Origin of the sequence: Pseudomonas sp. GL-B-12 (genome assembly GCF_019955895.1) — a bacterium.
In the GTDB taxonomy this organism is placed as follows: Bacteria; Pseudomonadota; Gammaproteobacteria; order Pseudomonadales; family Pseudomonadaceae; genus Aquipseudomonas.
In genome coordinates this window covers 33,371-58,522 of record NZ_JAHBCX010000037.1, presented here as the reverse complement: position 1 = coordinate 58,522, position 25,152 = coordinate 33,371, and the positions used below count along the sequence as shown (strand labels likewise).

At 60.8% G+C, this 25,152-nt stretch carries 22 protein-coding genes; 13 read left to right on the top strand and 9 right to left on the bottom strand.

From position 1 onward, the window contains the following. Window positions 1-174: 174 nt before the first annotated feature. A complete protein-coding gene (sohB, locus tag KGA85_RS20710; RefSeq protein ID WP_223456921.1) occupies window positions 175-1,197 on the bottom strand; it encodes a protease SohB in 1,023 nt (340 codons plus the stop codon). A 201-nt stretch (window positions 1,198-1,398) separates the two neighbouring features. On the opposite strand from sohB, the gene KGA85_RS20705 reads away from it, so the two are divergent. The 5 genes from KGA85_RS20705 to KGA85_RS20685 all read left to right on the top strand — a co-directional run bounded on the left by KGA85_RS20705 (window position 1,399) and on the right by KGA85_RS20685 (window position 5,833). Then, window positions 1,399-2,109 carry a histidine phosphatase family protein gene (locus KGA85_RS20705; RefSeq protein ID WP_223456923.1) on the top strand — a complete coding sequence of 237 codons (711 nt, stop codon included), beginning with the start codon at window positions 1,399-1,401 and terminating at the stop codon, window positions 2,107-2,109. A gap of 64 nt (window positions 2,110-2,173) precedes the next feature. After that, the gene (locus KGA85_RS20700) at window positions 2,174-2,488 is read left to right on the top strand and encodes an SCP2 sterol-binding domain-containing protein (protein ID WP_007976511.1); all 315 of its coding nucleotides are present in this window, start codon (window positions 2,174-2,176) and stop codon (window positions 2,486-2,488) included. Window positions 2,489-2,641: 153 nt separating this feature from the next. Beyond that, entirely contained in the window at window positions 2,642-3,505 is an 864-nt protein-coding gene (locus KGA85_RS20695) for a LysR family transcriptional regulator (RefSeq protein WP_223456925.1), read from the top strand. Between the two features lie 106 nt (window positions 3,506-3,611). Further along, window positions 3,612-4,757, top strand: coding sequence for a sterol desaturase/SRPBCC family protein (locus KGA85_RS20690; RefSeq protein ID WP_223456927.1), 1,146 nt, complete (start codon window positions 3,612-3,614; stop codon window positions 4,755-4,757). After that, a complete protein-coding gene (locus tag KGA85_RS20685; protein ID WP_223456929.1) occupies window positions 4,754-5,833 on the top strand; it encodes an SMP-30/gluconolactonase/LRE family protein in 1,080 nt (359 codons plus the stop codon). Before KGA85_RS20690 ends, KGA85_RS20685 begins: the two co-directional genes overlap by 4 nt. Window positions 5,834-6,106: 273 nt before the next feature. Here KGA85_RS20685 and KGA85_RS20680 read toward each other — a convergent pair whose 3' ends face one another. From KGA85_RS20680 to KGA85_RS20670, 3 genes are all read right to left on the bottom strand, one after another. After that, window positions 6,107-6,340, bottom strand: a complete 234-nt coding sequence (locus KGA85_RS20680; RefSeq protein WP_046038510.1) for a DUF465 domain-containing protein — start codon at window positions 6,338-6,340, stop codon at window positions 6,107-6,109. Window positions 6,341-6,512: 172 nt separating this feature from the next. Further along, complete coding sequence (locus KGA85_RS20675; RefSeq protein WP_223456931.1) at window positions 6,513-8,624, bottom strand: PAS domain-containing sensor histidine kinase; 2,112 nt, start codon at window positions 8,622-8,624, stop codon at window positions 6,513-6,515. Between the two features lie 130 nt (window positions 8,625-8,754). Further along, complete coding sequence (locus KGA85_RS20670) at window positions 8,755-9,444, bottom strand: GntR family transcriptional regulator (RefSeq protein WP_150755745.1); 690 nt, start codon at window positions 9,442-9,444, stop codon at window positions 8,755-8,757. Between the two features lie 140 nt (window positions 9,445-9,584). Between KGA85_RS20670 and KGA85_RS20665 the strand changes: the two genes are divergently transcribed. From KGA85_RS20665 to KGA85_RS20630, 8 genes are all read left to right on the top strand, one after another. Then, on the top strand, window positions 9,585-10,670 hold the full coding sequence (locus KGA85_RS20665) for an ABC transporter ATP-binding protein (protein WP_223456937.1): 1,086 nt from the start codon (window positions 9,585-9,587) through the stop codon (window positions 10,668-10,670). A 1-nt stretch (window position 10,671) separates the two neighbouring features. Next, entirely contained in the window at window positions 10,672-11,589 is a 918-nt protein-coding gene (locus tag KGA85_RS20660) for an ABC transporter permease (protein ID WP_223456939.1), read from the top strand. Beyond that, the gene (locus KGA85_RS20655; protein ID WP_007995935.1) at window positions 11,586-12,374 is read left to right on the top strand and encodes an ABC transporter permease; all 789 of its coding nucleotides are present in this window, start codon (window positions 11,586-11,588) and stop codon (window positions 12,372-12,374) included. Before KGA85_RS20660 ends, KGA85_RS20655 begins: the two co-directional genes overlap by 4 nt. Before the next feature lie 17 nt (window positions 12,375-12,391). Beyond that, on the top strand, window positions 12,392-13,441 hold the full coding sequence (locus KGA85_RS20650) for an extracellular solute-binding protein (RefSeq protein WP_223543348.1): 1,050 nt from the start codon (window positions 12,392-12,394) through the stop codon (window positions 13,439-13,441). A gap of 155 nt (window positions 13,442-13,596) precedes the next feature. Further along, window positions 13,597-14,793, top strand: a complete 1,197-nt coding sequence (locus KGA85_RS20645) for an amidohydrolase family protein (protein WP_223543347.1) — start codon at window positions 13,597-13,599, stop codon at window positions 14,791-14,793. Beyond that, window positions 14,790-16,277, top strand: coding sequence for an amidohydrolase family protein (locus tag KGA85_RS20640; protein ID WP_223456944.1), 1,488 nt, complete (start codon window positions 14,790-14,792; stop codon window positions 16,275-16,277). Before KGA85_RS20645 ends, KGA85_RS20640 begins: the two co-directional genes overlap by 4 nt. A gap of 12 nt (window positions 16,278-16,289) precedes the next feature. Further along, on the top strand, window positions 16,290-16,955 hold the full coding sequence (locus KGA85_RS20635) for a flavin reductase family protein (protein ID WP_223532156.1): 666 nt from the start codon (window positions 16,290-16,292) through the stop codon (window positions 16,953-16,955). A 166-nt stretch (window positions 16,956-17,121) separates the two neighbouring features. Next, window positions 17,122-18,093 (top strand): alpha/beta fold hydrolase, encoded by a 972-nt coding sequence (locus KGA85_RS20630; RefSeq protein ID WP_223456950.1) that lies wholly within the window; start codon window positions 17,122-17,124, stop codon window positions 18,091-18,093. 1 nt (window position 18,094) lies between these two features. Here the strand turns inward: KGA85_RS20630 and KGA85_RS20625 are convergent, their stop codons facing one another. The 5 genes from KGA85_RS20625 to KGA85_RS20605 all read right to left on the bottom strand — a co-directional run bounded on the left by KGA85_RS20625 (window position 18,095) and on the right by KGA85_RS20605 (window position 24,542). After that, entirely contained in the window at window positions 18,095-21,193 is a 3,099-nt protein-coding gene (locus KGA85_RS20625) for an error-prone DNA polymerase (RefSeq protein WP_223543346.1), read from the bottom strand. Further along, on the bottom strand, window positions 21,169-22,584 hold the full coding sequence (locus tag KGA85_RS20620; protein WP_223456953.1) for a Y-family DNA polymerase: 1,416 nt from the start codon (window positions 22,582-22,584) through the stop codon (window positions 21,169-21,171). The genes KGA85_RS20625 and KGA85_RS20620 overlap by 25 nt, the downstream gene beginning before the upstream one ends. Before the next feature lie 7 nt (window positions 22,585-22,591). Next, window positions 22,592-23,209 (bottom strand): translesion DNA synthesis-associated protein ImuA, encoded by a 618-nt coding sequence (imuA, locus tag KGA85_RS20615; protein ID WP_223543345.1) that lies wholly within the window; start codon window positions 23,207-23,209, stop codon window positions 22,592-22,594. Further along, on the bottom strand, window positions 23,209-23,826 hold the full coding sequence (lexA, locus tag KGA85_RS20610) for a transcriptional repressor LexA (RefSeq protein WP_223543344.1): 618 nt from the start codon (window positions 23,824-23,826) through the stop codon (window positions 23,209-23,211). The genes imuA and lexA overlap by 1 nt, the downstream gene beginning before the upstream one ends. A 539-nt stretch (window positions 23,827-24,365) precedes the next feature. Further along, window positions 24,366-24,542: a hypothetical protein gene (locus KGA85_RS20605; protein ID WP_223456955.1), complete on the bottom strand. Its 177-nt coding sequence runs from the start codon at window positions 24,540-24,542 to the stop codon at window positions 24,366-24,368. Window positions 24,543-25,152 lie beyond the last annotated feature (610 nt).

The window sequence follows — 25,152 nt, the reverse complement described above, 5'->3', positions numbered from 1 at the left end:
TTCGATTCACGCTTCCTCCCCACACTCGGTCGCCCTCATGCAGTTGCGCTTCACTTCGTTCGCTGTGGTCAGCTTACGACGGGACTTTCACCCGCAAGATTGCGCCCATGCTGGGCGCACAAAAAAACCGGGGCAAATGCCCCGGCTGGATGTTTTATTGTATCTCCTGGCCCGTTACCAGAAGCGCTGCTGGGTCAAGCGGCTCCACCAGTTCAGCAGCACGCGATCGACCGAGCCGCTGGCGGCCATGCCGATGCGCTCCGGCAGGCTTTTGCGTTCGGCGTAATGCAAGTGATAGAGCTCGGACTTGTTGGCGCGCTCGGAGAGGTATTCATCACTGGTCTTGAGTTCGTCGACCAGTTGTTTGTCCAGCGCCGCGACACCAAGCCAGATTTCGCCGGTGGCCACTTCATCGATCGCCAGTTGCGGGCGATAGCGCGACACGAAGTTCTTGAACAGTTGATGGGTGATGTCCAGGTCTTGCTGGAACTTCTCCCGGCCCTTCTCGGTGTTTTCGCCAAACACGGTCAGGGTGCGCTTGTATTCACCGGCGGTCAGCACTTCGAAGTCGATGTCGTGCTTTTTCAGCAAGCGGTTGACGTTGGGCAACTGCGCCACCACGCCAATCGAGCCGAGGATCGCGAACGGTGCGCTGATGATCTTCTGTCCGATGCACGCCATCATGTAGCCACCGCTGGCCGCGACCTTGTCGATGCACACGGTCAAGGGCACGCCGGCCTCACGGATACGCGCCAGTTGCGAGGAAGCCAGGCCGTAGCTGTGTACCATGCCACCGCCGCTTTCCAGGCGTAGCACCACTTCGTCCTTCGGTGTGGCCAGGGTCAGCAAGGCGGTGATTTCGTGGCGCAGGCTTTCGGTGGCCGATGCCTTGATATCGCCATTAAAATCCAGCACGAACACCCGGGGCTTGGCCTCGGGTTTTTTCTTCTGTTTCTTGTCGGTTTTAGCCTGGGTCTTGCGCAGCGCCTTGAGCTGGTCCTTGTCGAGCAAGGTCTGCTCCAGGCGCTCGCGTAGCCCTTTGTAGAAATCATTGAGCTTGCTGACCTGCAACTGGCCGGACGACTTGCGCCGCCCCTTGCTGCGCAAGGCCGCAAAACTGGCCAGGACCACCAGAATGGCAATCACCAGGGTCACGGTCTTGGCCAGAAATATGGCGTACTCGGAAAAAAACTCCACAGGGACTCCTCAAACGATGCGCGGCTTGAACGCGCGCGGGATACCTCCAGCATACCCATGCGCCGACCTTGCGACCAGCCGTCAAAGCTCTGGCAACAGGCCTGTAACGGGCATTTCAAACAAGCGTATGTTTTTTCATTGACAGCACACCGCCATCCTCATAACCTCGCCAAACCTTCAACGTACCGGGAAGACGCGGACGTGGGCAGCATCTATTTGATTCGACATGGCCAGGCCTCCTTTGGTGCAGATGACTACGACGTCCTGTCGCCGACCGGCATTCGTCAGGCTGAAATCCTTGGCCGCCACCTGGCCGAACTCGGGATCAGCTTCGACCGCTGCCTGGCGGGAGACCTGCGCCGCCAGCAGCACACGGCCAACAGCGCGCTGGAGCAATTCGCCGCGGTGGGCCTGCCGGTGCCGCTGCTGGAAACCGACTGCGCCTTCAACGAGTTCGACGCCGATGCGGTGATCCGCGCGCTATTGCCGGCCATGCTGCCGGACGAACCCGAAGCCCTGAACATCCTGCGCAACGCCGCGCAAAACCGTGGTGAGTTCCAGCGTATCTTCGCCCTGATCATCGAACGCTGGCTGGCCGGCACCTATGACACACCGGGCCTGGAAAGCTGGCTGGGGTTTGTCGAGCGGGTGCAGGCCGGCTTGCATCGCATCCTCGACCAGGCCGACAACACCCAGAAAATCGCCGTGTTCACTTCCGGCGGTACCATCACCGCTCTGCTCCACCTGATTACGCAAATGCCTGCCCGGCAGGCCTTTGAATTGAACTGGCAAATCGTCAACACCTCGCTCAACCAGCTTAAGTTTCGTGGTCGCGAGGTGTCCCTGGCTTCCTTCAACGGTCATGCGCACCTGCAACTGTTGAAGGCCCCGGAACTCATCACGTTTCGCTGAGTCCGGACTATTGTGACCCTGGCTGTAATCACCCAGCTCTTATTACCCAAGAAAGGATCGAACCATGACCTCCGTAGCAGACGCCGTACAAGCAATGAAAGCCAAGTTCAACCCAGCCGCTGCTGCCGGTCTGGACCTGGTCTTCGGTTTCCGCATCGACGACACCAAGAACTTCTCGCTGATCGTCAAGAACAGCACCTGCGAACTGCAGGAAGGCGAGAACCCGGACGCCCAGGTGACCCTGGTGATGGACGGCGAAACCCTGGAAGGCATCGTCGACGGTTCGACTGACGGCATGCAAGCGTTCATGGGCGGCAAACTGCGCGCTGAAGGCGACATGATGCTGGCGATGAAACTGTCCGAGCTGTTCCCGTCGTAAGCACTTGGCTCCCGGCCTTCGGGAGCGTGCCTGCTGCAAACGAATCCCGCCCTTAGTGGCGGGATTCGTTGTTTTTGAATCCCGACCTGTGGCGAGTGGTACCAATGAGGTATCCGCTCTTACAATGCGAGCACTTACAACACCGGCCACCCCATGGACATCGACCTCGCCCGCACCTTCCTCGAAATCGTCCGCCATGGCAGCCTGGCTGCCGCCGCGGAAAAACTCCATGTCACCCAGACTGCGATCACCGCGCGGGTGCAAAAACTCGAGAGCCAGCTGGGCAGCACCCTGTTCGTGCGCAATCGTGCCGGCGCCCGCCTGACGCCCAACGGCGAAGCGTTTGTGGTGTACGCCAATCAACTGGTGCAAACCTGGGAAGCCGCGCGGCGTGATTTGCCGTTGCCCGAGGGTTTTCACGATGTGCTGCACATCGGTGGCGAGGTGAGCCTGTGCAACCCGCTGATGCTCGGCTGGGCCGGCGAAATCCGCAAAAACATCCCCAGCCACGCCCTGCGCATGGAAATCCGCGACGGCGAAAACCTGCTGCGCCAACTGGAGTTGGGCGTTCTGGATGCCGCGCTGGTGTATCAGCCCGAGTATTGGCCGCGCTTGCAGGTCGAACAGATTCTCGAAGAAAAGCTGATCCTCGTGCGCCTGGCCGGCAAGCCCGATCCTTATGTGTACATCGATTGGGGCGGCGAATTCCGACGCCAGCACGACGCAGCCCTGCCGGAAAAAGCCAAGGCCGCGCTGAGTTTCAATCTCGGCCCGCTGGGCTTGCAGTACCTTCTCGAAAACGGCGGCAGTGGCTACTTCCGCACCCGCGTCGTGCAGAGTTATCTGGAAAACGGCGCCCTGGAACGGGTGCCCAAGGCTCCGGAATTCAGCTATCCGACCTATCTGGTCTACTCGCGCGATCGTGACTCGCCGACACTGCAACGCGCCTTCGACCTGCTGCGCAAGGTCATCGACTCCGACGAAGACTGGTCGCAACGCTGGGATCCGCTGACCTGAGACCGGTTTGCACCGGATCATGGCCGTTGTGTCCTCAAGGTTCGGCCCGTCAAATCACCGGGATCGGCTAATCTGAAAGAGATAACAAAAACGACAGGTGATTGCAGTGAGGCAGACCACCGAAGGATTCCGCAGCCGTTACCGCGCCGACATTCATCCGCTCTACAACCCCTGGCTGCACGGCGCGTTTGTGCTGATGTTCGGGGCACTGGCGATCAGTGTCTTCTGGAGCAACGTACATCAGGTGCGGCCAGCAGAATGGCTGGCGGTGCCCGTCACGCTGCTGTTGTTCAACCTCGGCGTGTACATGGTGCATCGCCACCTGGGGCATCATAAAAAGAGCTTCGCCCGGCTGTTTTATGCCCGTCACGCAGTCGACCACCACAGCTTTTTCACCCCCGGCCACATGACCTACGACAGCGCCCGCGACTGGCGGGTGATCCTGTTTCCGGCGTGGCTGATCGTGCTGCACACCCTCGCCGTCGCCCTGCCCCTCTGGTGGCTGCTCAAGCATATCAATACCAACGTCGCCGGATTGGTCGGCGGCCTTCTTGTCCTCGGTTACCTGGCTTATGAAGTGTTTCATGCCTGCGAGCATCTGCCGTCGCGCAACCCGCTCACACGGCTGCCATGGATCCGCCAGATGCGCCGGCTGCACGAACTGCACCACCGCCGCGAACTGATGCAGGGGCGTAATTTCAACATCGTTTTCCCGCTGATGGACTACCTGTTCGGCACCCTGTATTGGGAGCCGGAACCTGCGCCGCTCAACCCGACGAGAACGCCCATGACCCGCATGCAGCATCAGGTTGTCATTGCCGGAAACCCGGTCCAGGTACTTGCCTACGCCAGCACCGTGACTCTTTGGCCGCAATGGCATCCGTCGTCGCTACGCATCGATGGTCCAAAAGGCCCGTTGTATGCCGGCGCACGTTTCGAGGAGGACATCCGTGCCGGCGGGCGCGACGGGCACTTGAGATGGAAGGTGGCGGAGTACCTGCCCGGACGGCGCTGGAGTGCTGAGGCCCGGGGTGATCACGGCCTGTCGCTGGTGGTGACCTATGAATGCGATGCCACAGGCGAGGACACCCGTTTCGTTCGCACCCTGGAATATCAATTCAACGGCCTGGCGATGCGCATTGCCAACCGGTTGTTGCTCAAGCGGCGCATCGATCGGGAATCGGCGGCGTCGATGCTGGCGTTGCGCGACATGGCGCAGAAGTATCTGGCGGCGACGGGGGTCGGCGCGTGAGCAGAACCTCCAAATGTCTGTTGCTGGCCATCGTCGCCGTCGGCGCCTTCCTGCTACTGATGCCGACCAAGGTGCGACCGGTGGCCTGGACACCTCAACCTGCGCCGTCCCTCACCAGCGGAATCTACGCCGACAATCAGCGGCTCAAGGGGGTGGAACGCGTCGGTGCCGCCGACATCGACGGGCCGGAAGCCTTGTTGCTGGAAAACGACACGCTCATCACCGGCCTGCACGACGGACGCCTGATCCGCACGAGCCTGGACGGCAAGACCACCAAAGTCCTGGCCGTTACCGGTGGCCGGCCACTGGGCCTGGCCCGGCATCCCAATGGTCTGCTGGTGATCGCCGATGCCGTCAAAGGCTTGTTGTCCCTCGACGCTCAGGGGCGTCTGGTGGCCTTGACCACAGAGGCCGGCGACGTTCCTTTCGGTTTTACCGACGATGTGGCCATCGATAAACCCGGTCACTACGCTTATTTCAGCGATGCTTCGAGCCGCTTCGGCTATGGCCACGACGGTGAGGCCGTGCTCGAACACGGCGGCGACGGTCGACTGCTGAGCTACGACTTCCAGACCGGCAAAACCTCCGTTGTGCTGGACAAGCTGGAGTTTGCCAACGGCGTGACCCTGGGACCGGACGATGCCTATGTACTGGTCAATGAAACCGGCGCCTACCGCATCAGCCGTTATTGGCTCAGCGGTCCGAAGGCCGGCACCCATGACCTGTTCATCGACAACCTGCCGGGGCTGCCGGACAACCTGTCGTTCAATGGCCGAGACCGCTTCTGGGTGGCACTGTATGCCCCCCGAAACGCCTTGCTCGATGGTACGGCGGCACATCCATTGGTGCGCAAGATGATCGTGCGGGCCATGACTGTCTTGCCCAAACCCGTGGAAAATCGCGGGTTTGCCCTGGGTCTGGACCTTGAGGGCAAAGTGATCGCCAACCTGCAGGACGGCAGCAGCGACAACTACTCACCGATCACCACGGTGCGCGAGTATGGGGACTGGTTGTATTTCGGTTCGCTGAAAGCACAGAACATGGTGCGATTGCCGTTGAGCAAGGCATTGCAATGAGCGGCACCACTATCTGAATACACTGAAGACCCAATGTGGGAGCGAGCCTGCTCGCGATGACTGAGGCACATTCAACAACACTGGTGACTGACCCTCCGCTATCGCGAGCAGGCTCGCTCCCACAGGGACAGCGTTCAGTTCACTGGGATATTCGGGCTGGGTCATGAGGCACCTCGTTGAGAGCCGTAACATCGGTCTCTGAGCATTCGAGGTGCCGGTTCTGGTTGCCGTTCCAACTTTCCGGCCACCGGTCGTCGGTGGCAGCACGCTGGGTCAGGATGTCGAGCCCAGTTGCTTGACGATCTTGTCCTTGACCAGCAGGCGAGCCTCCTTGAGTTTCCTTACGGTGTCATCGTTGGACTTGGCCTCCTCTGCTTTCACCACTTCGGCATCCGCCTGGGAATACTTGTTAAGCAGTGAATCCAGTAACGGATCCTTGGTGCGTTTCTGCTGGACTTCTTCCTTTGAGCGTTTCAGATCCTGATAAAGGTCATGGGGCACCGGCATGGAACACCTCCGTTTGTTGATCGGCAGCGAAACGCGATCAATTGCGTTCACCAACTATCAGAATGGCCTCGGTTAGCCCGTTCTGTCGACCATCTGTCAGACCAGCGGTGTCCGTTCGTCGTCCTATCTCAAATGCGATAAAACCTTGCCTTTACCGGCGCCTCCGCCGGTTTCAGCCGTTAAGCACCGTGCGCACCATTTGCCTGAGTGCTTCGGGATTGTAGGGTTTGCTCAGCAGGTGGGTGTCGGGGCTGAGTTGGTGATTGCGCGAGATGATGTCGCGGGTATGTCCCGAGGTAAACAGTACGGCCACCGGTGGTTCTTGCACTTTCGCCCAGGCCGCCAGGTCCGAACTCTTGATCAGGCCGGGCATGACCACGTCGGTGAATATCAGGTCCACCGCCAGCCCTTCCAGCAACATTTGCATGGCGACGTCACCGTTGGTGGCCGTGAGGATCTGATAACCCTCTTCGCGCAACAACTCCACCGCCGATACCCGCACCGCCTCATTATCTTCCACCACGAGGATGCGCTCGTGGCCACCCCGTTGCGGCACTTCAGGGTTCGGTGTTTCGCTGGGTGCCGAGCGCAAGGTGCGCGGGAAATACAGCTGCACCCGGGTGCCCTGCCCGACGTCGCTGACAATTTCGATATGACCGCCACTCTGTTTGACGAAACCAAACACCATACTCAAGCCCAATCCGGTGCCCTGGCCATCGGCCTTGGTGGTGAAGAATGGCTCGAACGCCTGGGCCAGCACCTGCGGCGGCATGCCGACGCCGGTGTCCGCCACGGACACCCGTACATAGTCCCCGGCGGCAATGCCCTTGCCGGCGCAAAATTGGCGACCCAGGACGATGTTGTCCGCGCAAAGATCAATGGTCCCCTCACCCTGCATGGCGTCCCGGGCATTGATCGCCAGGTTGAGAATGGCGTTTTCCAGTTGATTGCGATCGACAAACACATTCCAGGAATCCTCAGGCGCTGCCATGTGCACTTGAAGGGTTTCCCCCAAGGCACGTTGCAACAGCTCCGCCAGGCCATCGAAAATCTGCCGCAACGTGAAGACCGCGGGCGACAACGGTTGGCGACGGGCGAATGCAAGCAATTGCGAGGACAGCTTGGCACCGCGCTCGACCGCGGCAATCGACGCCGATACCCGGCGCTGCACATTCGGGTTATTCGGCTCATGGCGTGCCAACAGGTGCAGGTTGCCAGCGATCACTTGCAACAGGTTGTTGAAGTCATGGGCCACACCGCCAGTGAGGCCACCGATGGCTTCGAGTTTCTGTGACTGGCGCAGTTGCTCTTCCGCCGCCAGCCGCGCCTCGACCTCATCGGCCACCCGCTGCTCCAGGTTACGGGTGAACTTGAGCAGGGATTCTTCGGCGGTCTTGCGTTCGTGAATATCGATCAGCACGCCGGGGAAACGAAATGCCTCCCCTTGCTCATCGAATTCGCAGCAACCGCTGGCGAGCACCCAGAAGTAACTGCCGTCGGGACGCTGGATCCGGTACTCGACGTTGTAGGGTTCGCCAGTCTCGACCGACAGCGTGACCCGTTCCTGGACCCAGCTACGGTCGTCCGGATGGATCCGCCCTTCGACGATCTCTTGAGACAGGTTGCCCAAGTCTTGCCCGGGTGGATAAGAGAACGTGCGAGCGAATCGCTCATCACCCGACAGCACGTTGGTCTTGATGTCCCAGACAAAGGAGCCGAGCAAGGCACCGGCGTTCAATGCCAGGCGTACCCGTTCGTTATCCGCACGATAAGCGTCTTCAGCCACTTGTCGGCGTTGCTCGGATATCACCCGTTCCGTGGTTTCCACCACCATGGACATGACCCCGGCCGGACGTCCGTCATCGTCAGCCACCGGGCTGTAGTAGAGGTCCATCCAGACATCTTCCGGAACCCCATCACGCAGCAGCACCAGTTCTTTGTTGCGATAGGACAAGGTGCTGCCCGCCAGGCAGGTGTCGACTACGTGGCGATTGAATTCGGCGACTTCTGGCCAACCCAGCTCCACTGTAGAACCCAGCAGGTACGGATGACGCCCACCAGCAAACTTCGAGTAGGCGTCGTTGTAAATCATGTACCCGGACTGCCCCCAGAGCATCACCATCGGCAGCGGGGACGCGAGCATCAACTGCACCGCGCTGCTCAGGCTCTTGGACCATGAATCGAGCGGGCCAAGCTCGGTCAGGCTCCAGTCGAACGCACGAATGCGCCCGGCCATTTCGCCGTTCCACCCGGAGCACCCGTGGCTATCCTCTAGAAACTGCATGGCTTGGCTCTATCCCGGTAAGTTGCACCCGTTTGTTTCGAGCATCCTGCACACTATTCGCTTCATAGAGGTATAGCTGATTCTGAGGCTTCCTTGTCGAGCAGGGAATCAGTGGCCAGGAAACTGCAACCTACACCTCAATCAAGTGCTTGAGCGGGTTGTAACTGCTTTTCAGCGTGGCCGCGACATCCAGAATGGCCTTCTCGATACCATTCAAATGCATGCAGGTCAGCTCTATGGCCGCGCTCTGGTTCCCCGCTTCGATGTACTCGATCAGCCGCAGGTGTTCGTCGTCGCGGCAGACCTCGTGGCTGTCGTCATCCAGCGCGGCGGCATACAGCGATGCCCGGGAAATCAGCTTCTGGAACCAGTCGAGCAGCACCGGGTTGTTCAGGCTGCGGGCCAGTTTGATGTGGAACTCGCCGAGCAGATGGATCAGCCGTTCGTGATCACCGCTCTGATGCGCTTCATCTTCCAGCAGCAAGTGATCGCGCAGATCCTGGGTCACCGCGGTATCACGCCGACGACACAGCTCGCTGACGATACCGATCTCGATCAATCGCCGGGTTTCGAACAGCGAACGGATCTCTTCGTCACTCGGCAACGACACCGACGCACCTTTATTGGGCTCGGTGGTGACCAGTCCGTCGGCCTCCAATTGCTTGAGCGCGGCCCGAACGGACGTGCGGCTGACATTAAACAGCTCGGCCAAAGAGGCTTCGCCAAGCTTCATGCCCGGACGCAACGAGCGTTTGCTGATCGCTTCGTAAACCCCTTGGTAGACGCGGTCGACCGTGGTTTCCAGTTTCTTTTCCGTCATTCATCAACTCCTTGCGCCCTGTGCAACCGACCCTGGCGAATGAACAGCCATTGAAAAAGGGGCTTGCACGGGCAGATTAATCCGGGTATTTCTAAATTGCATCCAGATTTTGCATACAATAATTATAGGAATGCACCATTATGGGTCATCCAGTTGCAATTGAAGTGCGAAACGTCTCAAAACGATATTCAGACGATCCAGGGCTTGCTCCAGCCCTCGACAATGTTTCTGTCGACATTGCCGACAACGAATTCTTCACCCTGCTCGGCCCCTCCGGCTGCGGCAAAACCACCCTGCTGCGCACCATCGCCGGCTTCGAGCATGTCAGCGACGGTGAGATCCGCCTTGCGGGCGAGCCGGTCAACGATTTGCCGCCGTTCAAGCGTCGGGTCAACACGGTGTTCCAGAGTTACGCGCTGTTTCCGCACATGAGTGTTGCGCAGAATATCGCCTTCGGCCTCGAGATGCAGGGCCTTGATCGCAAACTGATCCCCCAGCGCGTCAATGAGATGCTCGCGCTGGTGCAAATGCAGCACCTGGCCAAGCGCAAACCGGCCGAACTGTCCGGCGGCCAACAGCAACGGGTGGCTCTGGCCCGGGCCCTGGCGCCGAAACCCAAAGTGCTGTTGCTGGACGAACCGCTGTCGGCCCTGGACCTCAAACTGCGCAAGGAAATGCAGGTCGAACTCAAGCGCGTGCAGAAAGAAGCCGGGATCACCTTCATTTTTGTCACCCATGATCAGGAAGAAGCCCTGACCCTGTCCGATCGCATTGCCGTGATGTCCGCCGGCAAGATCCTGCAAATCGGCACCCCCAATGAAATCTACGAGCGTCCGCAACACCAGTTCGTTGCGCAGTTCATCGGCGACATCAACTTCCTCCCCGGCCACCTCAAGCGCGGCCAGCAGAACGAAAAGCTCTTCGTGCCCAACGGCATGCCCGTGGAAATCCCCTGCCCGGCCCAGGGCTTTGACGGCAGCAAGGTGCAACTGGCGTTCCGCCCCGAGCGCTCGCAACTGGTCGAACCGACGCAGCCGCATCACCTGCGCGGCGTGATCGAGGCCGTGCTGTATGTCGGCACGGCCACGCTCTATCAATGCCGCCTGAACAACGACATCAAGGTCATGCTGCGCGAGAACAACGAAGGCCTGAACCACGGGCGGGTGGTGGGTGATCGCGTCGCGGTCAACCTGCCGCCCCACGCCTGCCTGTTGATGGAGGCCTGAGATGAGCGTCAGCAGCACGTCCCCAGCCCTCAACCGCGCGCTGTTGCTCAGCCCGGTGGTCCTGACCCTGCTGGCCCTGATCGCCATTCCGCTGGGCATCATGGGCTACATCAGCCTGCTGCCGCGCAACGTCTATGGCGGCGTCGACTGGCAGGCCAACTGGCAATTGCAAAGTTACGTGCAGCTGTTTTTCCAGGAAGGTTTCGACGGTGAACTGGAACTGAACTGGGTCTACGCCCAGGCACTGATCCGCTCGGTGTTCCAGGCCGGTGGCACCACGGTCCTGTGTTTCCTGTTCGGCTTTCCGGTGGCGTTGTGGATGTCGAGCCTGACACCTCGTCGGCGCAACCTGATGGTATTGCTGATCACCATCCCGTTCTGGACCAACTTGCTGATCCGCAACTACGCGTGGCTGATCATCCTGCGTGAACACGGCTGGGTCGCCCAGAGCCTCAACGCGCTGTTCCCGCAAGCCGGTGGCATCACCCTGCTCTATAACGACTTCGCGGTCAGCGTTGGCCTGGTCTACAGCTTCCTGCCGTTCATGATCCTGCCGATCTATTCGACCCTGGAAAAACTCGACTGGCGCCTGGTGGAAGCCGCCTACGACCTGGGCGCCAACCGTTGGCATGCACTACGGCGGATCATCCTGCCGCTGTCGATGCCGGGGGTGATTGCCGGTGCCTTGCTGGTGTTCGTGCCAAGCCTGGGCGCCTTCATTACCCCGGCGATCCTCGGGGGCGGCAAGACGCTGATGATCGGCAACCTGATCCAGCAGCAGTTCGGCACCGCGCGCAACTGGCCGCTGGGCAGTTCGCTGTCGTTCCTGTTGCTGGGGATCATGTTGCTGTCCCTGGTGCTCTACGCCCTCTATAGCCGCAATGCCGCCAAGACCCAACGCCCAGGAGCCCAAGAATGATCGCCCTGCACCTGAAGAAACTGCCCCTGACCCGTGAAGTCAGCCTGTTGATGCTGGCCTATCTGTACCTGCCGATTTTCGTGCTGATCGCCTACAGCTTCAACGCCAACCGCTCGGCGACGGTGTGGACCGAGTTCTCGTTCGCCTGGTACGGACGAATCCTGGCCAACCCGTCGATCCAGACCGCAGCGCTGAACTCGATCATCGTCGCCAGCATCGCCACGGTCTGCGCCACCGCGATTGCCCTGCTCGCGGCGCTGGCGACGTACCGGCCGTTCTACGGGCAGAAAATGGTCGAGGGCGGGATCAACCTGCCGTTGATCCTGCCGGAGATCGTCACCGCCGTGGCCACCCTGCTGTTGTTCATGGCACTGGGGATCAAGCTCGGTCTGCTGACGGTGATCGTTGCCCACATCGGTTTCTGCATTCCCTTCGCTTACCTGCCGATTCGAGCGCGGCTCAATGACCTGGACAAGAGCCTGCTGGAAGCGGCGAACGACCTGTACGCCAACCCGTGGCAGGTGTTTCGCCGGGTGACCTTGCCGCTGCTGTGGCCTGCGGTGCTGTCCGGTTCGGTGCTGGCGTTCGTGGTCAGCCTCGACGACTTCATCATGACCTTCTTCGTCGCCGGTCCCGGCTCGACAACCCTGCCGGTGTACATCTTCTCGGCGATCAAGGCCGGTGTGACGCCGGAGATCAACGCGATTTCAACGCTGATGCTGGTGATTTCCATCGTGCTGGTGGTGCTGGCCTTCTGGCTGGGACAGCGCGGCAAACAACAATGAGCGTGGAGACTTCTTTTATGAAAAAAAGCATGCGTTTCGCCGTTGCCGGCCTGGCCTTGAGTTGCTTCACAGCGTTCGGCTCCCAGGCCGCCGAGCCCAAGGAACTGTTCTTCTACAACTGGACCGACTACTACCCGGTCGAGCTGCTGGCCAAGTTCGAAAAGGAGACCGGCATCAAGGTCACCATGGACGGCTACGACAGCAACGAAACCCTGCTGGCCAAGTTGCAGGCCGGCGGTGCGGCGTATGACGTGATCGTGCCGTCGCAATCGATCATGCGCACCCTGATCAACCAGGACCTGCTGCTGGAAATCGACGCCTCGGCCCTGCCCAACTTCCAGTACGTCAAACCGGCGTTCCGCGACCCGAGCTTCGACCCGGGCCGCAAGTTCTCGGCACCGTACCTGTGGGGCACTACCGGGTTCTCCTATGACAGCGCCCGAGTGCCCGGCGGCATGCTCGACGACTCGTGGAAAGAGTTCTTCGAACCGCGCAAGGAGCTGCAAGGCCAGCTCGCCGCCCTCGACACCTCCAGCAGCGTGATCAACGCCGCCAGCCACTACCTGAATGTCGACGAGTGCAGCGAAAACCCGCAGGACGCCAAGCGCATCCTCGAACTGCTGCAAAAACAGAAACCCTTCCTGAAGATGTACAGCTCGGACAACACCGTCGACCGCATGGCCTCCGGTGAAGTGATCATGATGCAGAACTGGAACGGTTCTACAGCGCGGGCCACCTTGCAGAAGAGCACCATCAAGTACGTGTATCCGAAGGAAGGCCTGGCGATGTTCCAGGACAACTTCGCCGTACCGAAAAGCGCGCCACACCCCGGCAACGCGAAGATCTTCATCGACTGGATGATGAAACCGGAAAACGCCGCCGCCGTGTCCAACGCCATCGCCTACGACAACGGCATCCAGAGCGACAAGCTGATCGACGCCAAATGGCGGGTGATGGACGCCATCAACATGCCCGACGAATTCGCCTCGCGCCTGCGCCCGGAAAAGGAATGCAGCAACAAGGCGCGGGAGCTGCAGGACCGCATTTGGGCCAAGCTCAAGGGCTGATTGCCTGACTTGAAACCGAGTCGTGGCCTTCGCAGGCAAGCCAGCTCCCACAGTGATTTGTGCTGATCACACATTTTGTGAACACCCCCAAACCCTGTGGGGGCGAGCTTGCTCGCGATGAGGCCCGCCAAGACACCATTGAATTTGAGGTTTGTATGACCCAACCCCGCTGGCTGCGCAACGTGCGCCCCTACGGCACCGCCACCGAAGACCTGCTGATCGAAAACGGCCGCTTCACCCAACGCCGCCCGGCCTCGACCACCGAGCTGCTCGCCACCGACATCGACGGCCAGAACCAGTTGCTCACCCCCACACTGGTGGAAAGCCACGTGCACCTGGACAAAACCCTCTGGGGCCAACCCTGGCGCCCCAACAGCGCCGGCCCGACCCTCAAGGACTACATCGCCAACGAACGGCGCATCCTGCGCGAAGTCACCACCCCCATCGCACAACGGGCCGGTTCCCTGCTGGAAAACTGCATCGCCCGCGGCTCGCTGACCATGCGTTGCCACGTCGACATCGACCCGGAATTCGGCCTGCGGCATGTCGAGGCCATGCAGCAACTGCGTGAAACCTACCGCGACCTGATCGACCTGCAACTGGTGGTGTTCCCGCAGACTGGTTTGATCAGTCGCCCCGGCACCGCCGAACTGATGCGCGAAGCCATGGCCCTCGGTGTGGAGAACGTCGGAGGACTGGACCCATGCGGTATCGACAACGACCCCATCGCACAACTGGATTTCGTCTTCAAACTGGCCAGCGAGTTCGACCGTGGCATCGACATTCACCTGCATGACAAAGGTGAGCTGGGCCTGTGGCAGATCGCGCTGATCGCCGACTACACCGAGCGTTTCAGCCGTCAAGGCCGGGTGATGATCAGCCACGCGTATTGCCTGGGGATGTTGCGGTGGAGCCAGGTCAAACCGGTGGCCGAGCGCCTGGCGACGCTGGGTATTTCGCTGATGAGCTCGGCACCGGCCGATTGCGCGGTGCCGCCGTTCCTGGCCCTGCGCGAAACCGGCGTGAATGTATGCCTGGGCTCGGACGGCATTCGTGATGCCTGGTCGCCCATGGGCAACGGCGACATGCTGGAGCGGGCGATGTTGCTGGCGTTCCGTTTCGATTTGAACAAGGACGAAGAACTGGCGGCGGCGTTCGAGGCGGCGACCGTCAACGGCGCCCAGGCGCTGGGTTGCGAAGCCAATCGCCTGGAAATCGGCCAGCCGGCAGACTTCCTGTTGATGCCGGTGCAAACGGTGGGTGAGGCAGTGGTTTCGCGGCCGCTGCGTCAGGTCTATCGCACGGGCCGGTTGATTGCTGCGGGTGGTCGCTTGCTGGACAGCCGTTTGTGAAGCGCATCGGCTTGCGGGCCAGTTGCGTGGTCGGCTTCGACGGCACGCAGCATGTGCTGTGGCGCGATGGCGAAGTGGTGTTTGCCGGCTCGTGCATTGAGTTTGTCGGACGCGGTTATCCGGGCCCGGTGGATCAATGGATTGATTACGGCAACGCGCTGATCGGCCCCGGCTTCATCGATCTGGACGCCCTCGGCGATCTCGATTCCACGGTGCTGACCCTGGACAACGGCGACGAGCGCGCCATGGGCCGGATGTGGTCGGCGGAGTATCTGGCGCGTGGATCGCGGGAAAGCTACAGCCCCGAAGAAGAAGTCTTCAAATACCGCTACGCCTTCACCCAACTGATCCGCAACGGCATCACCACGGCCATGCCGATCACCTCGATGTATTACCGCGAGTGGGCCGAGACTTACGACGAATTTGCGGCGGTGGCAGATGTGGCTGCCGAACTGGGGCTGCGCACTTACCTCGGCCCTTGCTACATGAGCGGCATGAGCTACTGGCACGCAGATGGAACCCTGGCGCACCACTGGGACGAAAACCGGGGAATGGCTGGCCTCGATGCCGCCGAACGGTTTTTCCGGGATTTCGATGGCGCGCATAACGGTCTGATTCGCGGTGCGCTGCTGCCCGATCGCATCCAGACCTGTACCCCGGCGCTGCTGCAACGCACCGCCGCGCTGAGCCGGGAACTGAACGCACCGATGCGTTTGCATTGCTGTCAGGGCCTCGGTGAAGTGGCGATGGTCGAGCAACTGCGCGGCACCTCGCCACTGGGCTGGTTACAGCAGCTTGGGCTTTTGAACCCGCGCAGCCTGCTGCCCCATGGCATCTACACCCGAGGCGATGACGACCTGCAACGCGTGGTGGATGGCGGCGCCAGCCTGGTGCATTGCCCGGTGGTGTTTGCCCGGGACGGTGAGGCACTGAATTCGTTTGGGCGCTATCGGGCCAAAGGCATCAACTTCGCCCTGGGCACCGACACCTGGCCGGCGGACTTGCTGGACAACATGCGCCAGGGCTTGAACATCGCTCGCCTTATGGAAGGCGGTAACGACCTGACCAGCACTCTGGACCTGTACAACGCCGCGACCCTCGGCGGCGCCAAGGCATTGGGTCGCGATGATCTGGGCCGGCTGGCGCCGGGCTGCAAGGCCGATATCACCGTGTTCAACCTGCGCGGGATACACCTGGGGCCGCTATTCGATCCGCTGAAGAATCTTGTTCTGGCCGGCCGTGGCGATGACTGCATCGCCAGCTATATCGATGGTCGCTGCGTGATGCAGGACGGTCAAGTCCAGGGCATCGACTACCCCGCCCTGCAGCGCCAGGCCCAACGCCAATTCGAAAAACTGATGCGCAGCCACAGCGACCGGGCCATAGGCCAACCGGACTGGAAAAGCCTGTTCCAGCCGGCCATCCCGTTCGCCGACGACTACAGCGCACATGCGCCACTGAGCGCGATTGATCCACTTCTCTAGAGATTTCTGCCCATGCAAAGCTTCGACTTCAGCACATTGAGCCCACGGGACAAATACAAGATTCTGATCGGCAGCGTAGTGCCTCGGCCAATTGCCCTGGTCACCACCGTCGATGGTGAAGGCCGGATCAACGCGGCGCCGTTCAGCTTCTTCAATGCGCTGTCGGCCGATCCGCCCATCCTCGCCCTGGGCGTGGAAAACTACGGCGACCAAAGCCCCAAGGACACCACCCGCAACATTCAGCTCAACCAGGAATGCACCGTGAACATCGTCAGCGATGCCCTGGTGGAAGCCATGAACGTCTGCGCCGTGCCCTTCGCTCCCGGCTTCGATGAACTGACCGCCGCCGGCCTCACCGTCATTCCCGGCACCACGGTCAAATGTCCGCGCATCGGCGAAGCCCCGGTGGCGCTGGAGTGCCGTCGGATGATGGCGCTGTCCATCGGACAATCCCGGGAGATCATCTTCGGCGAAGTGCTGATGGCCCATGTGCGGGACGAACTGATCGATCCGAAAACCCTGTACATCGACCAGTTGGGGCTGGATGCGATCGGACGCATGGGCGGGCATGGCTATGCACGCACGCGGGATTACTTCGACTTGCCGACGCGTTCGTTGCAGGCCTGGACGGATGCACCGGGGGGTGGGGAGCGGTTTTGGCCGCTGGCCAAGAACTAGCCTGATTGCCTGCGTTGGTATCTGAAATCTGAGGTCGCACATTTTTCAGGTGCCAGCATTGCCGTCGTAGCCTCTCCCCCTTCAAATCCCCCTCTTGCTTCTCAGTACACCAGCCAAATCATTGGCACGACTAAAAACCGACAACCGTCATCAGGATCTCAATGACATGGATGCCCTTGAAAGATTGACGCCTCGCCATCAGACCCGAAGCAGTCGACTCACCCGCTTGCTCACCGCAACAGTTGCCACCGCCACGTTCGCCTTCCTGGGCACCGCCCAGGCGGCCAACCCAACCGATACCCCCTTGATGACCCGATCGATCCAGGCAGGCGACACGACCTGGTCGTATTACGAGGGCGCAAAAAACGGTCCGGTCCTGTTGCTGGTACATGGCTTTTCTTCAAGCAAGGATGCCTGGCGCACGCTGGGCGAGGATCTCGGCGCACGCTTTCACGTGATCATTCCCGACCTTCCCGGCTGGGGTGATTCGACGCGCCTTGCCGGCGAAAGTTATGACATTGATGCACAAGCCGCACGGTTCAATGATTTTCTGCTCGCGCTCGACCTGCGTGAAATCAATCTGGTCGGCCATTCCATGGGGGGCGCCATTGCCGGCGTGTTTGCCGCCCAAAAGCCGGAGCGTATTGCACGCCTGGTGCTGGTCAACCCGTTGGGATTGAGCTTTGTCGAAAACGATTTCGTCCGGTCATTGAATGGTGGTGACAACCCGTTTATCTACGATGACCGTGCCGGCGTAGAACGCACTGCCCGACTTGTCTATCTCAATCCTCCCCTGATGTCCGACCAGGAAGTGGAAAATGCGATTGCGAGCAATCAGCGCCAACGCAGCTTTATCGAGTCCACCCTGGCGCAGATCCGTCCACCGTCCCAATGGCTCGCGCTGGATCATCGGCTGGCGCAGCTCAGCATGCCGGTACTTGGCATCGGCTGCCGCGAGGATAAGGTGATCGATATCTCCGCCCTGGAGACACTGCAAATCGGTCTGCCCGATGATCGGGTCGGGCAGGTTGTCACCCTGGAAGGTTGCAACCACTTGCCCATGATCGAACGCCCTGTGGCAACGGGACAGTTACTCACCGACTTTGCTGCCGGGGCCCAGCTGCCTGAAGCCCTGTGACTCAATGAAAGTCCCGGCTCCGTACACTGATGCCATCGAGCAACGAACTCAGGTCACTCAAGCGTCCGGCAATCAGATGCCGGACCTCGCCCTCCTTCTCCCAGCGCCCATCGACCTTGAGCAACTGCGAGCCGACCAACACCTGGCGCTGCCGCTCGGCCAAGTCGCGCCACACCACCACGTTGACGTTGCCGAACTCGTCCTCAAGGGTGACGAACGTCACGCCGCTGGCGGTGGCCGGGCGTTGTCGGCCGGTGACCAGCCCGGCGATGCTGACCGGCCGACCGTGCTCGACGTCCAGCAACTCCTTCGAACTGCGGCAGCGCCGCGCCTTCAACTCACCACGCAACAGGGCCAACGGATGTGGCCCGAGGGTGGTGCCGACACTGGCGTAATCGGCTTGCAGGTCCTCGCCCACGGTGGGCTTTGGCAACGACACCACGTCCTCCTCCTGGCTCGGCAGGCCGGCAAACAGGCCCAGCTGCTTTTGTACCCCGGCCACTTCCCAGCGTGCCCGATGCCGGTCGCCGGCCAGGCCACGCAACGCGCCGGCATCGGCCAACTGCTCCTGGGCGCGGGCATCGAGTCGCGCCCGCTCGCCTAGGTCGGTGATGTCGGCAAACGCGCCTTTGGAGCGTGCCGCCTCGATGCGTCGGGCATCGTCCTCGCGAAAACCCTTGATCATGCGTAGCCCCAAGCGAATCGCCGGTTGCGCACCGGCGATCGGCTCCAGGCTGCAATCCCAGTCACTGGCACGCACGTCCACTGGACGAACCTGCAAATGATGACGCCGAACGTCCTGCAGAATCTGGTCCGGGCTGTAGAACCCCATCGGCCAACTGTTGATCAGCGCACAGGCGAAGGCCGCCGGCTCGTGGCATTTCAACCAGCAGCTGGCGTAGGTCAGCAAGGCAAAACTGGCCGCGTGGGACTCGGGAAAGCCGTAGCTGCCAAAGCCCTTGATCTGCTCGAAAATCTGCGCGGCGAACTCGGCGGTGTAGCCGTTTTTCTTCATCCCGGCGGCCAGCCGTTCCTTGTGCGGTTCTAGCCCGCCGTGGCGTTTCCACGCGGCCATGGAGCGACGTAGCTGGTCGGCCTCGCCGGGGCTGTAGTCGGCGGCGACGATGGCGATCTGCATCACCTGTTCCTGAAACAGCGGCACGCCGAGGGTGCGTTTGAGCACCACTTCCAGTTCCGGCGACGGATAGGCCTCCGGTTCTTCCTTGTTCCGTCGCCGCAGGTACGGGTGCACCATGCCGCCCTGGATCGGCCCCGGCCGAACGATGGCGACCTCGATCACCAGATCGTAAAACGTCTTCGGCCTGAGCCTCGGCAGCATCGACATTTGCGCCCGGGACTCGATCTGGAACACGCCAATGGTGTCGGCCCGACCGATCATTTCGTAGGTGGCCGCGTCTTCGGACGGGATGGTCGCCAGACTCAGGTCCAGGCCCCGATGCCTGCGCAGAAGATCGAAACATCGGCGAATCGCACTGAGCATGCCCAGCGCCAGGATATCGACCTTGAGCAGACCCACTGCATCGAGGTCATCCTTGTCCCACTGGATGATGGTGCGCTCGGCCATGGCGGCATTTTCCACCGGCACCAGACTGTCCAGCGGCTGCTCGGAAATCACGAAACCGCCGGGGTGCTGGGACAAATGCCGGGGGAAGCCGATCAGTTGTCCTGTCAGGCTCAGCACCCGGTGCAGCAACGGGCTCTCGGGGTCGAACCCGCCCTCGTGCAGACGCTCCACGGGCGGTGTTTCATCGCTCCAGTGACCGCAGCAATCGGCCAGGGCGTTGATCTGGTCCGGCGGCAAGCCCAAGGCCTTGGCCACATCGCGCACCGCACCGGCGGCGTGGTAAGTGCTGACCACCGCCGTCAATGCGGCCCGGGCCCGGCCATAACGCTGGAACACGTACTGCAAGACTTCTTCGCGGCGTTCATGTTCAAAATCGACGTCGATGTCCGGCGGCTCATTGCGCTCTTTGGAGAGAAAACGCTCGAACAACAGTGTGGTGCGATCCGGGTCGATTTCGGTGATGCCCAAGGCAAAGCACACCGCCGAGTTGGCGGCCGAGCCGCGCCCCTGACACAGAATGTGCTGGGTGCGCGCAAAGCGGACGATGTCGTGGACCGTCAGGAAATAGCTTTCATAGCCCAACTCCGCGATCAGTTGCAGCTCCTTGTCGATCTGCACCAGCACTTCGCTTTTCGGCCCTTTTGGCCAGCGCCACTCGATGCCTTCCTCGGTCAAATGACGCAGCCACGAGGTGGCCGAGTACCCTTGCGGCACCAGTTCGCGGGGGTACTGGTAACGCAACTGACCAAGATCAAAGGTGCAGCGCCGGGCGATGTTCAGCGTTTCTGCCAGCAAGTCTGGCGGATAAAGTGCCTGCATCACGTCGAGGCTGCGCAGATGGCGTTCGCCGTTGGGGTGCAGGCGCAACCCGGCATCGGCCACCGGCAGGTGATGACGGATCGCGGTCATGGTGTCCTGCAAGGCGCGCCGGCCGCGCGCGTGCATGTGCACATCGCCACTGGCCACAGGCGCAATGCGCAACTCCCTGGCCAGGCTCAGCAGATCGTTCAGGCGCCGGGCATCGTCCTGGCCGCGATGCAACTGCACCGCCAGCCACAGGCGCTCGGCGAAGACCTGTTTGAGCCAGCGGCCCTGTTCAAAGGCATCGACAGCGTCCGGCACCCACAACGCCAGCAATCCCGGCAACGGTTCGCTGAAGTCTTCGCGTAACACCTGATACTGGCCTTTCTGCGTGCGGCGCCGGGCGCGGGTGATCAATCGGCACAGCGCCTGATAGCCCTCGAGGCTCTCTACCAGCAGCACCAGTTTCGGACCGTTCTCGATGCGTATTTCACTGCCGATGATCAGCGGCAACTCCACGGACTTCGCCGCTTGCCAGGCGCGAACGATGCCCGCCAGGGTGCATTCGTCGGTGATCGCCAGGGCTTGATAACCCTGCTTTTTCGCGCGCTGGAACAGCTCGAGGGCACTGGAGGCACCGCGCTGGAAGCTGAAGTTCGACAGGCAGTGCAATTCGGCATATTCGCTGCTCATGCGAACCAGCCCTGCAACCACAGCGGGCCGTCCTCACCGACCGCCCGGTAGGCCCAGCCCTGTTGGCCGGCACGGGTTTCGATCAGGTAATAGTCACGGCGTACGTCGTCGCCGTCCCACCAGCCGGACTCGATACGCTCCGGCCCCATGAGGATGCGCGCCGAGCCCTGATGCACCGCCAGCGGTTCAGTCAGCAGCCAGCCCGGCCGTTTCACCGCGGCCGGCACCGCGCAAGGCTGGCTGTCGGCACTGGCCTGCCACGCACACTCGGGGCGGTGATCGGCCTGGAAGCGCAAGCCATGCACCGCGTCATCCCCCAGCCGTGCACGCAGGCGTTCGCGCAGTTGCTCCCAGGGCAAGGACTGCTGCGGGCGATCGTCGAACAGTTCCTGATGCTGGGGCACGAAGGTCGGCAAATCCTCGGCGCGCAGGCGAAAGCCGCGCACCGGCGCCTCGACCTGGACTTGCTCCAGCCGTCCCCGGGCCAGTTCGAAGAGCATCGCCGGATCGCGCTCGGCGCTGAGCAAGCCGACCTTGATGAGCGTATCCGGCAACCCGGCGTGTTCCAGATGCAGGTCGAAACGCTGTACGCCGCTGTCGCGACCGCTGAGGAATGCCGACAGGTCGCCGGTCAACCGGCGCAACGGAAACAGCAAGGCTTGATGGGACTGCACATCGAAATTGAGCTCGATGCGCACATCGAAGCGGTCCGGCGGCAGGTAGAACGCCAGCGCCAGCCGCCGCAACCCCGACAGGGCATCCAGATGCTTGAGCACCTGGGCCTCGAAACGCCGGGCCAGGCTATGCCGGGGCAGCGCCTGCACTTGGCTCAAGGTGCGCAAGCCCATGCGCGACAAGGCCGTGGCGACCGGTGCTTCCAAGCCGATCCGGTCAACGGGCATTTGCCCCAGGTGATGCTGCAAGGCTTGATCGTCCGGGACCACCAGACCGTCATAGGCGTTGGCCAGCACCCGCGCCGCCACCGGGTTGGGCGCGGCCACGATGCGGTGCCGAAACCCCAGTTCGCCGAGCTCACGGCGCAAAAGCGCTTCGAATTGCGGCCAGGCGCCGAACAAGCCGAGGCTGGATTCGATCTCGAACACCACGGCCCGGGGGTAATGCACGCTGACCTGGGAACTGAAGCGATAGGCCCAGGCGGCGAGAAACTGCTGCCAGTGTTCGATCTCAGCGGCGTCGTATTCGGCCGTGACAAAGCCTTTGCTCAAGGCCTGTGCCGCGCTCATGGACTGGCCGGGACGCAAACCCAGCGCCCGCGCCGCACCGTTGACGGCCTGCAGCACCCGGCGCTGGGCCGGGCCGGTCAGCAACGCCAGGGGTTCTTCGGGATCGGCGCGCTGACGCAGTACCGCGTCCAGCGCCAATTGCGGGAAAACAATGCAGACCCAGCGCATGGCAACCTCAATGCCCCACGGCGAAGGCAATCGGCGCCGAACGGGCCAGGCCGCCGCGGCACTTGAGCACGCGCAGTTGCGCCGGTCGGGCATCGATGGCAATGCGCAGGGCCGCCGGCGAAGGGTTGATCGCTTCACCGAGGGGACGATAGGCGAAGGCCAGGGTCTGGCCGGTTTCCGCCGCCACCTGCAAGCGACGCAAGGCGCGGTCATCGGCCTTGTGCGGCCAGCACAGCACCGCGCCGCAACTGCCCGAACGCAGGCATTGTTCCGCGGCCCACAGCGCATCGCGCTCGCTGGCCTGGATGATCGACAACTGACGCAGATCGACCCCGGCGCCCTGCCACGCCTGGGGATACGGCACATAAGGCGGCGCCACCAGCACGATGCGCTCGCCCGCCGCCGACAACCGTGCCAGCGTCGGCCACACCAGTTGCAACTCGCCCACGCCCTGCCCGGCCAACAGGATTTCCGTCAGCGCCGCCTCCGGCCAGCCACCGCTGGGCAACGCAGCGTCCAGCGCGGCATGCCCGGTGGGTTGCGGGCTGGCAGTCGGTGGCGCAGGCCGGCCCTTCCAGACCTGGCCGCCATTGAACAGCGTATCCAGCGCAACGACGGCACCCATCAGCCTTGCCTCACCAGGCCACAGAACACGCCTTCGATGGCCAGGTCCCGGTCGGCCTCGACAATGATCGGCTGGTAGGCCGGGTTGCGTGGCAGCAGGCGAACCACATCGCCGACACGCTCGAAGCGCTTGATGGTGACTTCGCCATCGAGTCGCGCCACGACGATCTGGCCATTAACGGCCTCGGGGCTGCGGTGCACGCCCACCAGGTCGCCGTCGAGGATCCCGTCCTCGATCATCGAATCACCCCGGACCCGCAACATGTAGTCCGGCACCCGCGAGAAGATCGAAGGATCGAGCAGCAAGCGGCTGTGCACCTCGGCATCGGCACCGATGGGCGCACCAGCCGCCACCCGGCCGAGTACCGGGATGTCCAGCAACTCGGGACGCGGCGGCGGCCCGAGCAGGCGAATGCCCCGGGCCTGATTCGGGTTGACCTCGATAAACCCGGCTTCGGTCAGCGCCAGCACATGCTTGCGCGCCACACTGCGGGAGGCGAAACCGAACGCCTCACTGATTTCAGCGAGGCTCGGAGGCTGACCGTGCTCGGCGATGCGATCGCGGATAAAGGTCAGGATGGCGGTACGGCGGGGAGTCAGAGTCGTCATGGAGTACATTTGTACTCTTTTGGCTTTTTCCTGGCAAGGACCGTGTAGGAGCGAGCCTGCTCGCGATAAGGCCAGCACAGTCAACATCGATATTGAATGTCAGTCTGCTATCGCGAGCAGGCTCGCTCCTACAGGGGTGAGTTGTGCCAGAGCAGGCCATCCTCCTGGTGTGCAACTCGATAGCCCGCAGACGTAAAACCAAGCACTCCTTACTCGAACAAAACGGACGATCAAAAAATAAGGCCTACCGTTCGTCGCCTTTCTAAAAAATTAGCATCTCTAGAAAATAAAAATCCATAAAAAAAGTACAAAACGCACATTTACTCCTACAGAAATATTCTACTCAACACAGCAAGATCATTTCTACTTGCCGAAAACTAAAACACAGTTTCAAAAAGGAATTCCACAGTTCCACGCTAGAAACTATCCACACCAAAGCAAAACCAAGCCACTAAGGTTCCTAACATCATGCAGGACGCATCTTAAAAACATGCAGGAATCCCCCTACGACACAAAATCCTCTCGCTTGCATCCAACAGTAAAATCAACTAATCCTTGCAGCACCACTTAATGCCAAGCGCCCCACAAATAAAAGCAAAATAAAAAACAACAAGCCTGAAAAAGTGACACTCAATGACTAAAAATATTTTACCCAGAGTTTTCTCCCTAACGTCAATATTCATAAAAGAACAATTAAAAGAACCCATCGCTTTTTTCTGGATCATGATATCACCTTGTGCGATGTTCTATTTTTTTGCAATAACCAGACAAGACCCCAACTATTTTTCGAGTAACTACATTACGATTTCGGCATGGTTTTATGCCTACATCTCTTCAAGTGTCGCATTATTCGGATTCGCCTTTTACATAATCGGAAGAAGGGAAAGCGGATTCACCCGTTCCTTTATTTACTCCAAGGAATCGAAACTGATTTTTCTTTTGTCGCACTTCATTGCCTACTCGTTAATATCGATATCTTATTGCGCAACCTTTTACTTAACGACCAAACTCCCATTTGGAAACTATGCCTTCAATGAATTACTGAATATCGCACTACGCTTTTACATCTGTTTTATCATGTTTTGCACTTTTGGGGCTGCATTTTCATTGTTGCCGATCAACTTTCAGAACTCGAACACTTTGCTTTCCATTTTCTCGTTCTGCATGTTGATCCTCGGAGTAATGAGTGCCAGCAGATCAAACCCCATCACCGACACTTTGAACCTCGCAAACCCACTGACACTTGCAAGCCAGATAATGGAACAAGATCTTGAATCCAACAAACTCATCACGACAGCAATAATTCTTTTATTTATTTCAGTACTGCACAGAACG

Bases quoted from the DNA above. Each gene is read 5' to 3' on its own strand.
- KGA85_RS20700 (WP_007976511.1), top strand. From the start codon at position 2,174: ATGACCTCCGTAGCAGACGCCGTACAAGCAATGAAAGCCAAGTTCAAC.
- KGA85_RS20695 (WP_223456925.1), top strand. From the start codon at position 2,642: ATGGACATCGACCTCGCCCGCACCTTCCTCGAAATCGTCCGCCATGGC.
- KGA85_RS20680 (WP_046038510.1), bottom strand. From the start codon at position 6,340: ATGCCGGTGCCCCATGACCTTTATCAGGATCTGAAACGCTCAAAGGAA.
- KGA85_RS20675 (WP_223456931.1), bottom strand. From the start codon at position 8,624: ATGCAGTTTCTAGAGGATAGCCACGGGTGCTCCGGGTGGAACGGCGAA.
- KGA85_RS20670 (WP_150755745.1), bottom strand. From the start codon at position 9,444: ATGACGGAAAAGAAACTGGAAACCACGGTCGACCGCGTCTACCAAGGG.
- KGA85_RS20665 (WP_223456937.1), top strand. From the start codon at position 9,585: ATGGGTCATCCAGTTGCAATTGAAGTGCGAAACGTCTCAAAACGATAT.
- KGA85_RS20660 (WP_223456939.1), top strand. From the start codon at position 10,672: ATGAGCGTCAGCAGCACGTCCCCAGCCCTCAACCGCGCGCTGTTGCTC.
- KGA85_RS20655 (WP_007995935.1), top strand. From the start codon at position 11,586: ATGATCGCCCTGCACCTGAAGAAACTGCCCCTGACCCGTGAAGTCAGC.
- KGA85_RS20650 (WP_223543348.1), top strand. From the start codon at position 12,392: ATGAAAAAAAGCATGCGTTTCGCCGTTGCCGGCCTGGCCTTGAGTTGC.
- KGA85_RS20645 (WP_223543347.1), top strand. From the start codon at position 13,597: ATGACCCAACCCCGCTGGCTGCGCAACGTGCGCCCCTACGGCACCGCC.
- KGA85_RS20635 (WP_223532156.1), top strand. From the start codon at position 16,290: ATGCAAAGCTTCGACTTCAGCACATTGAGCCCACGGGACAAATACAAG.
- KGA85_RS20630 (WP_223456950.1), top strand. From the start codon at position 17,122: ATGGATGCCCTTGAAAGATTGACGCCTCGCCATCAGACCCGAAGCAGT.
- KGA85_RS20620 (WP_223456953.1), bottom strand. From the start codon at position 22,584: ATGCGCTGGGTCTGCATTGTTTTCCCGCAATTGGCGCTGGACGCGGTA.
- imuA (WP_223543345.1), bottom strand. From the start codon at position 23,209: ATGGGTGCCGTCGTTGCGCTGGATACGCTGTTCAATGGCGGCCAGGTC.
- lexA (WP_223543344.1), bottom strand. From the start codon at position 23,826: ATGTACTCCATGACGACTCTGACTCCCCGCCGTACCGCCATCCTGACC.
- KGA85_RS20605 (WP_223456955.1), bottom strand. From the start codon at position 24,542: ATGATCCAGAAAAAAGCGATGGGTTCTTTTAATTGTTCTTTTATGAAT.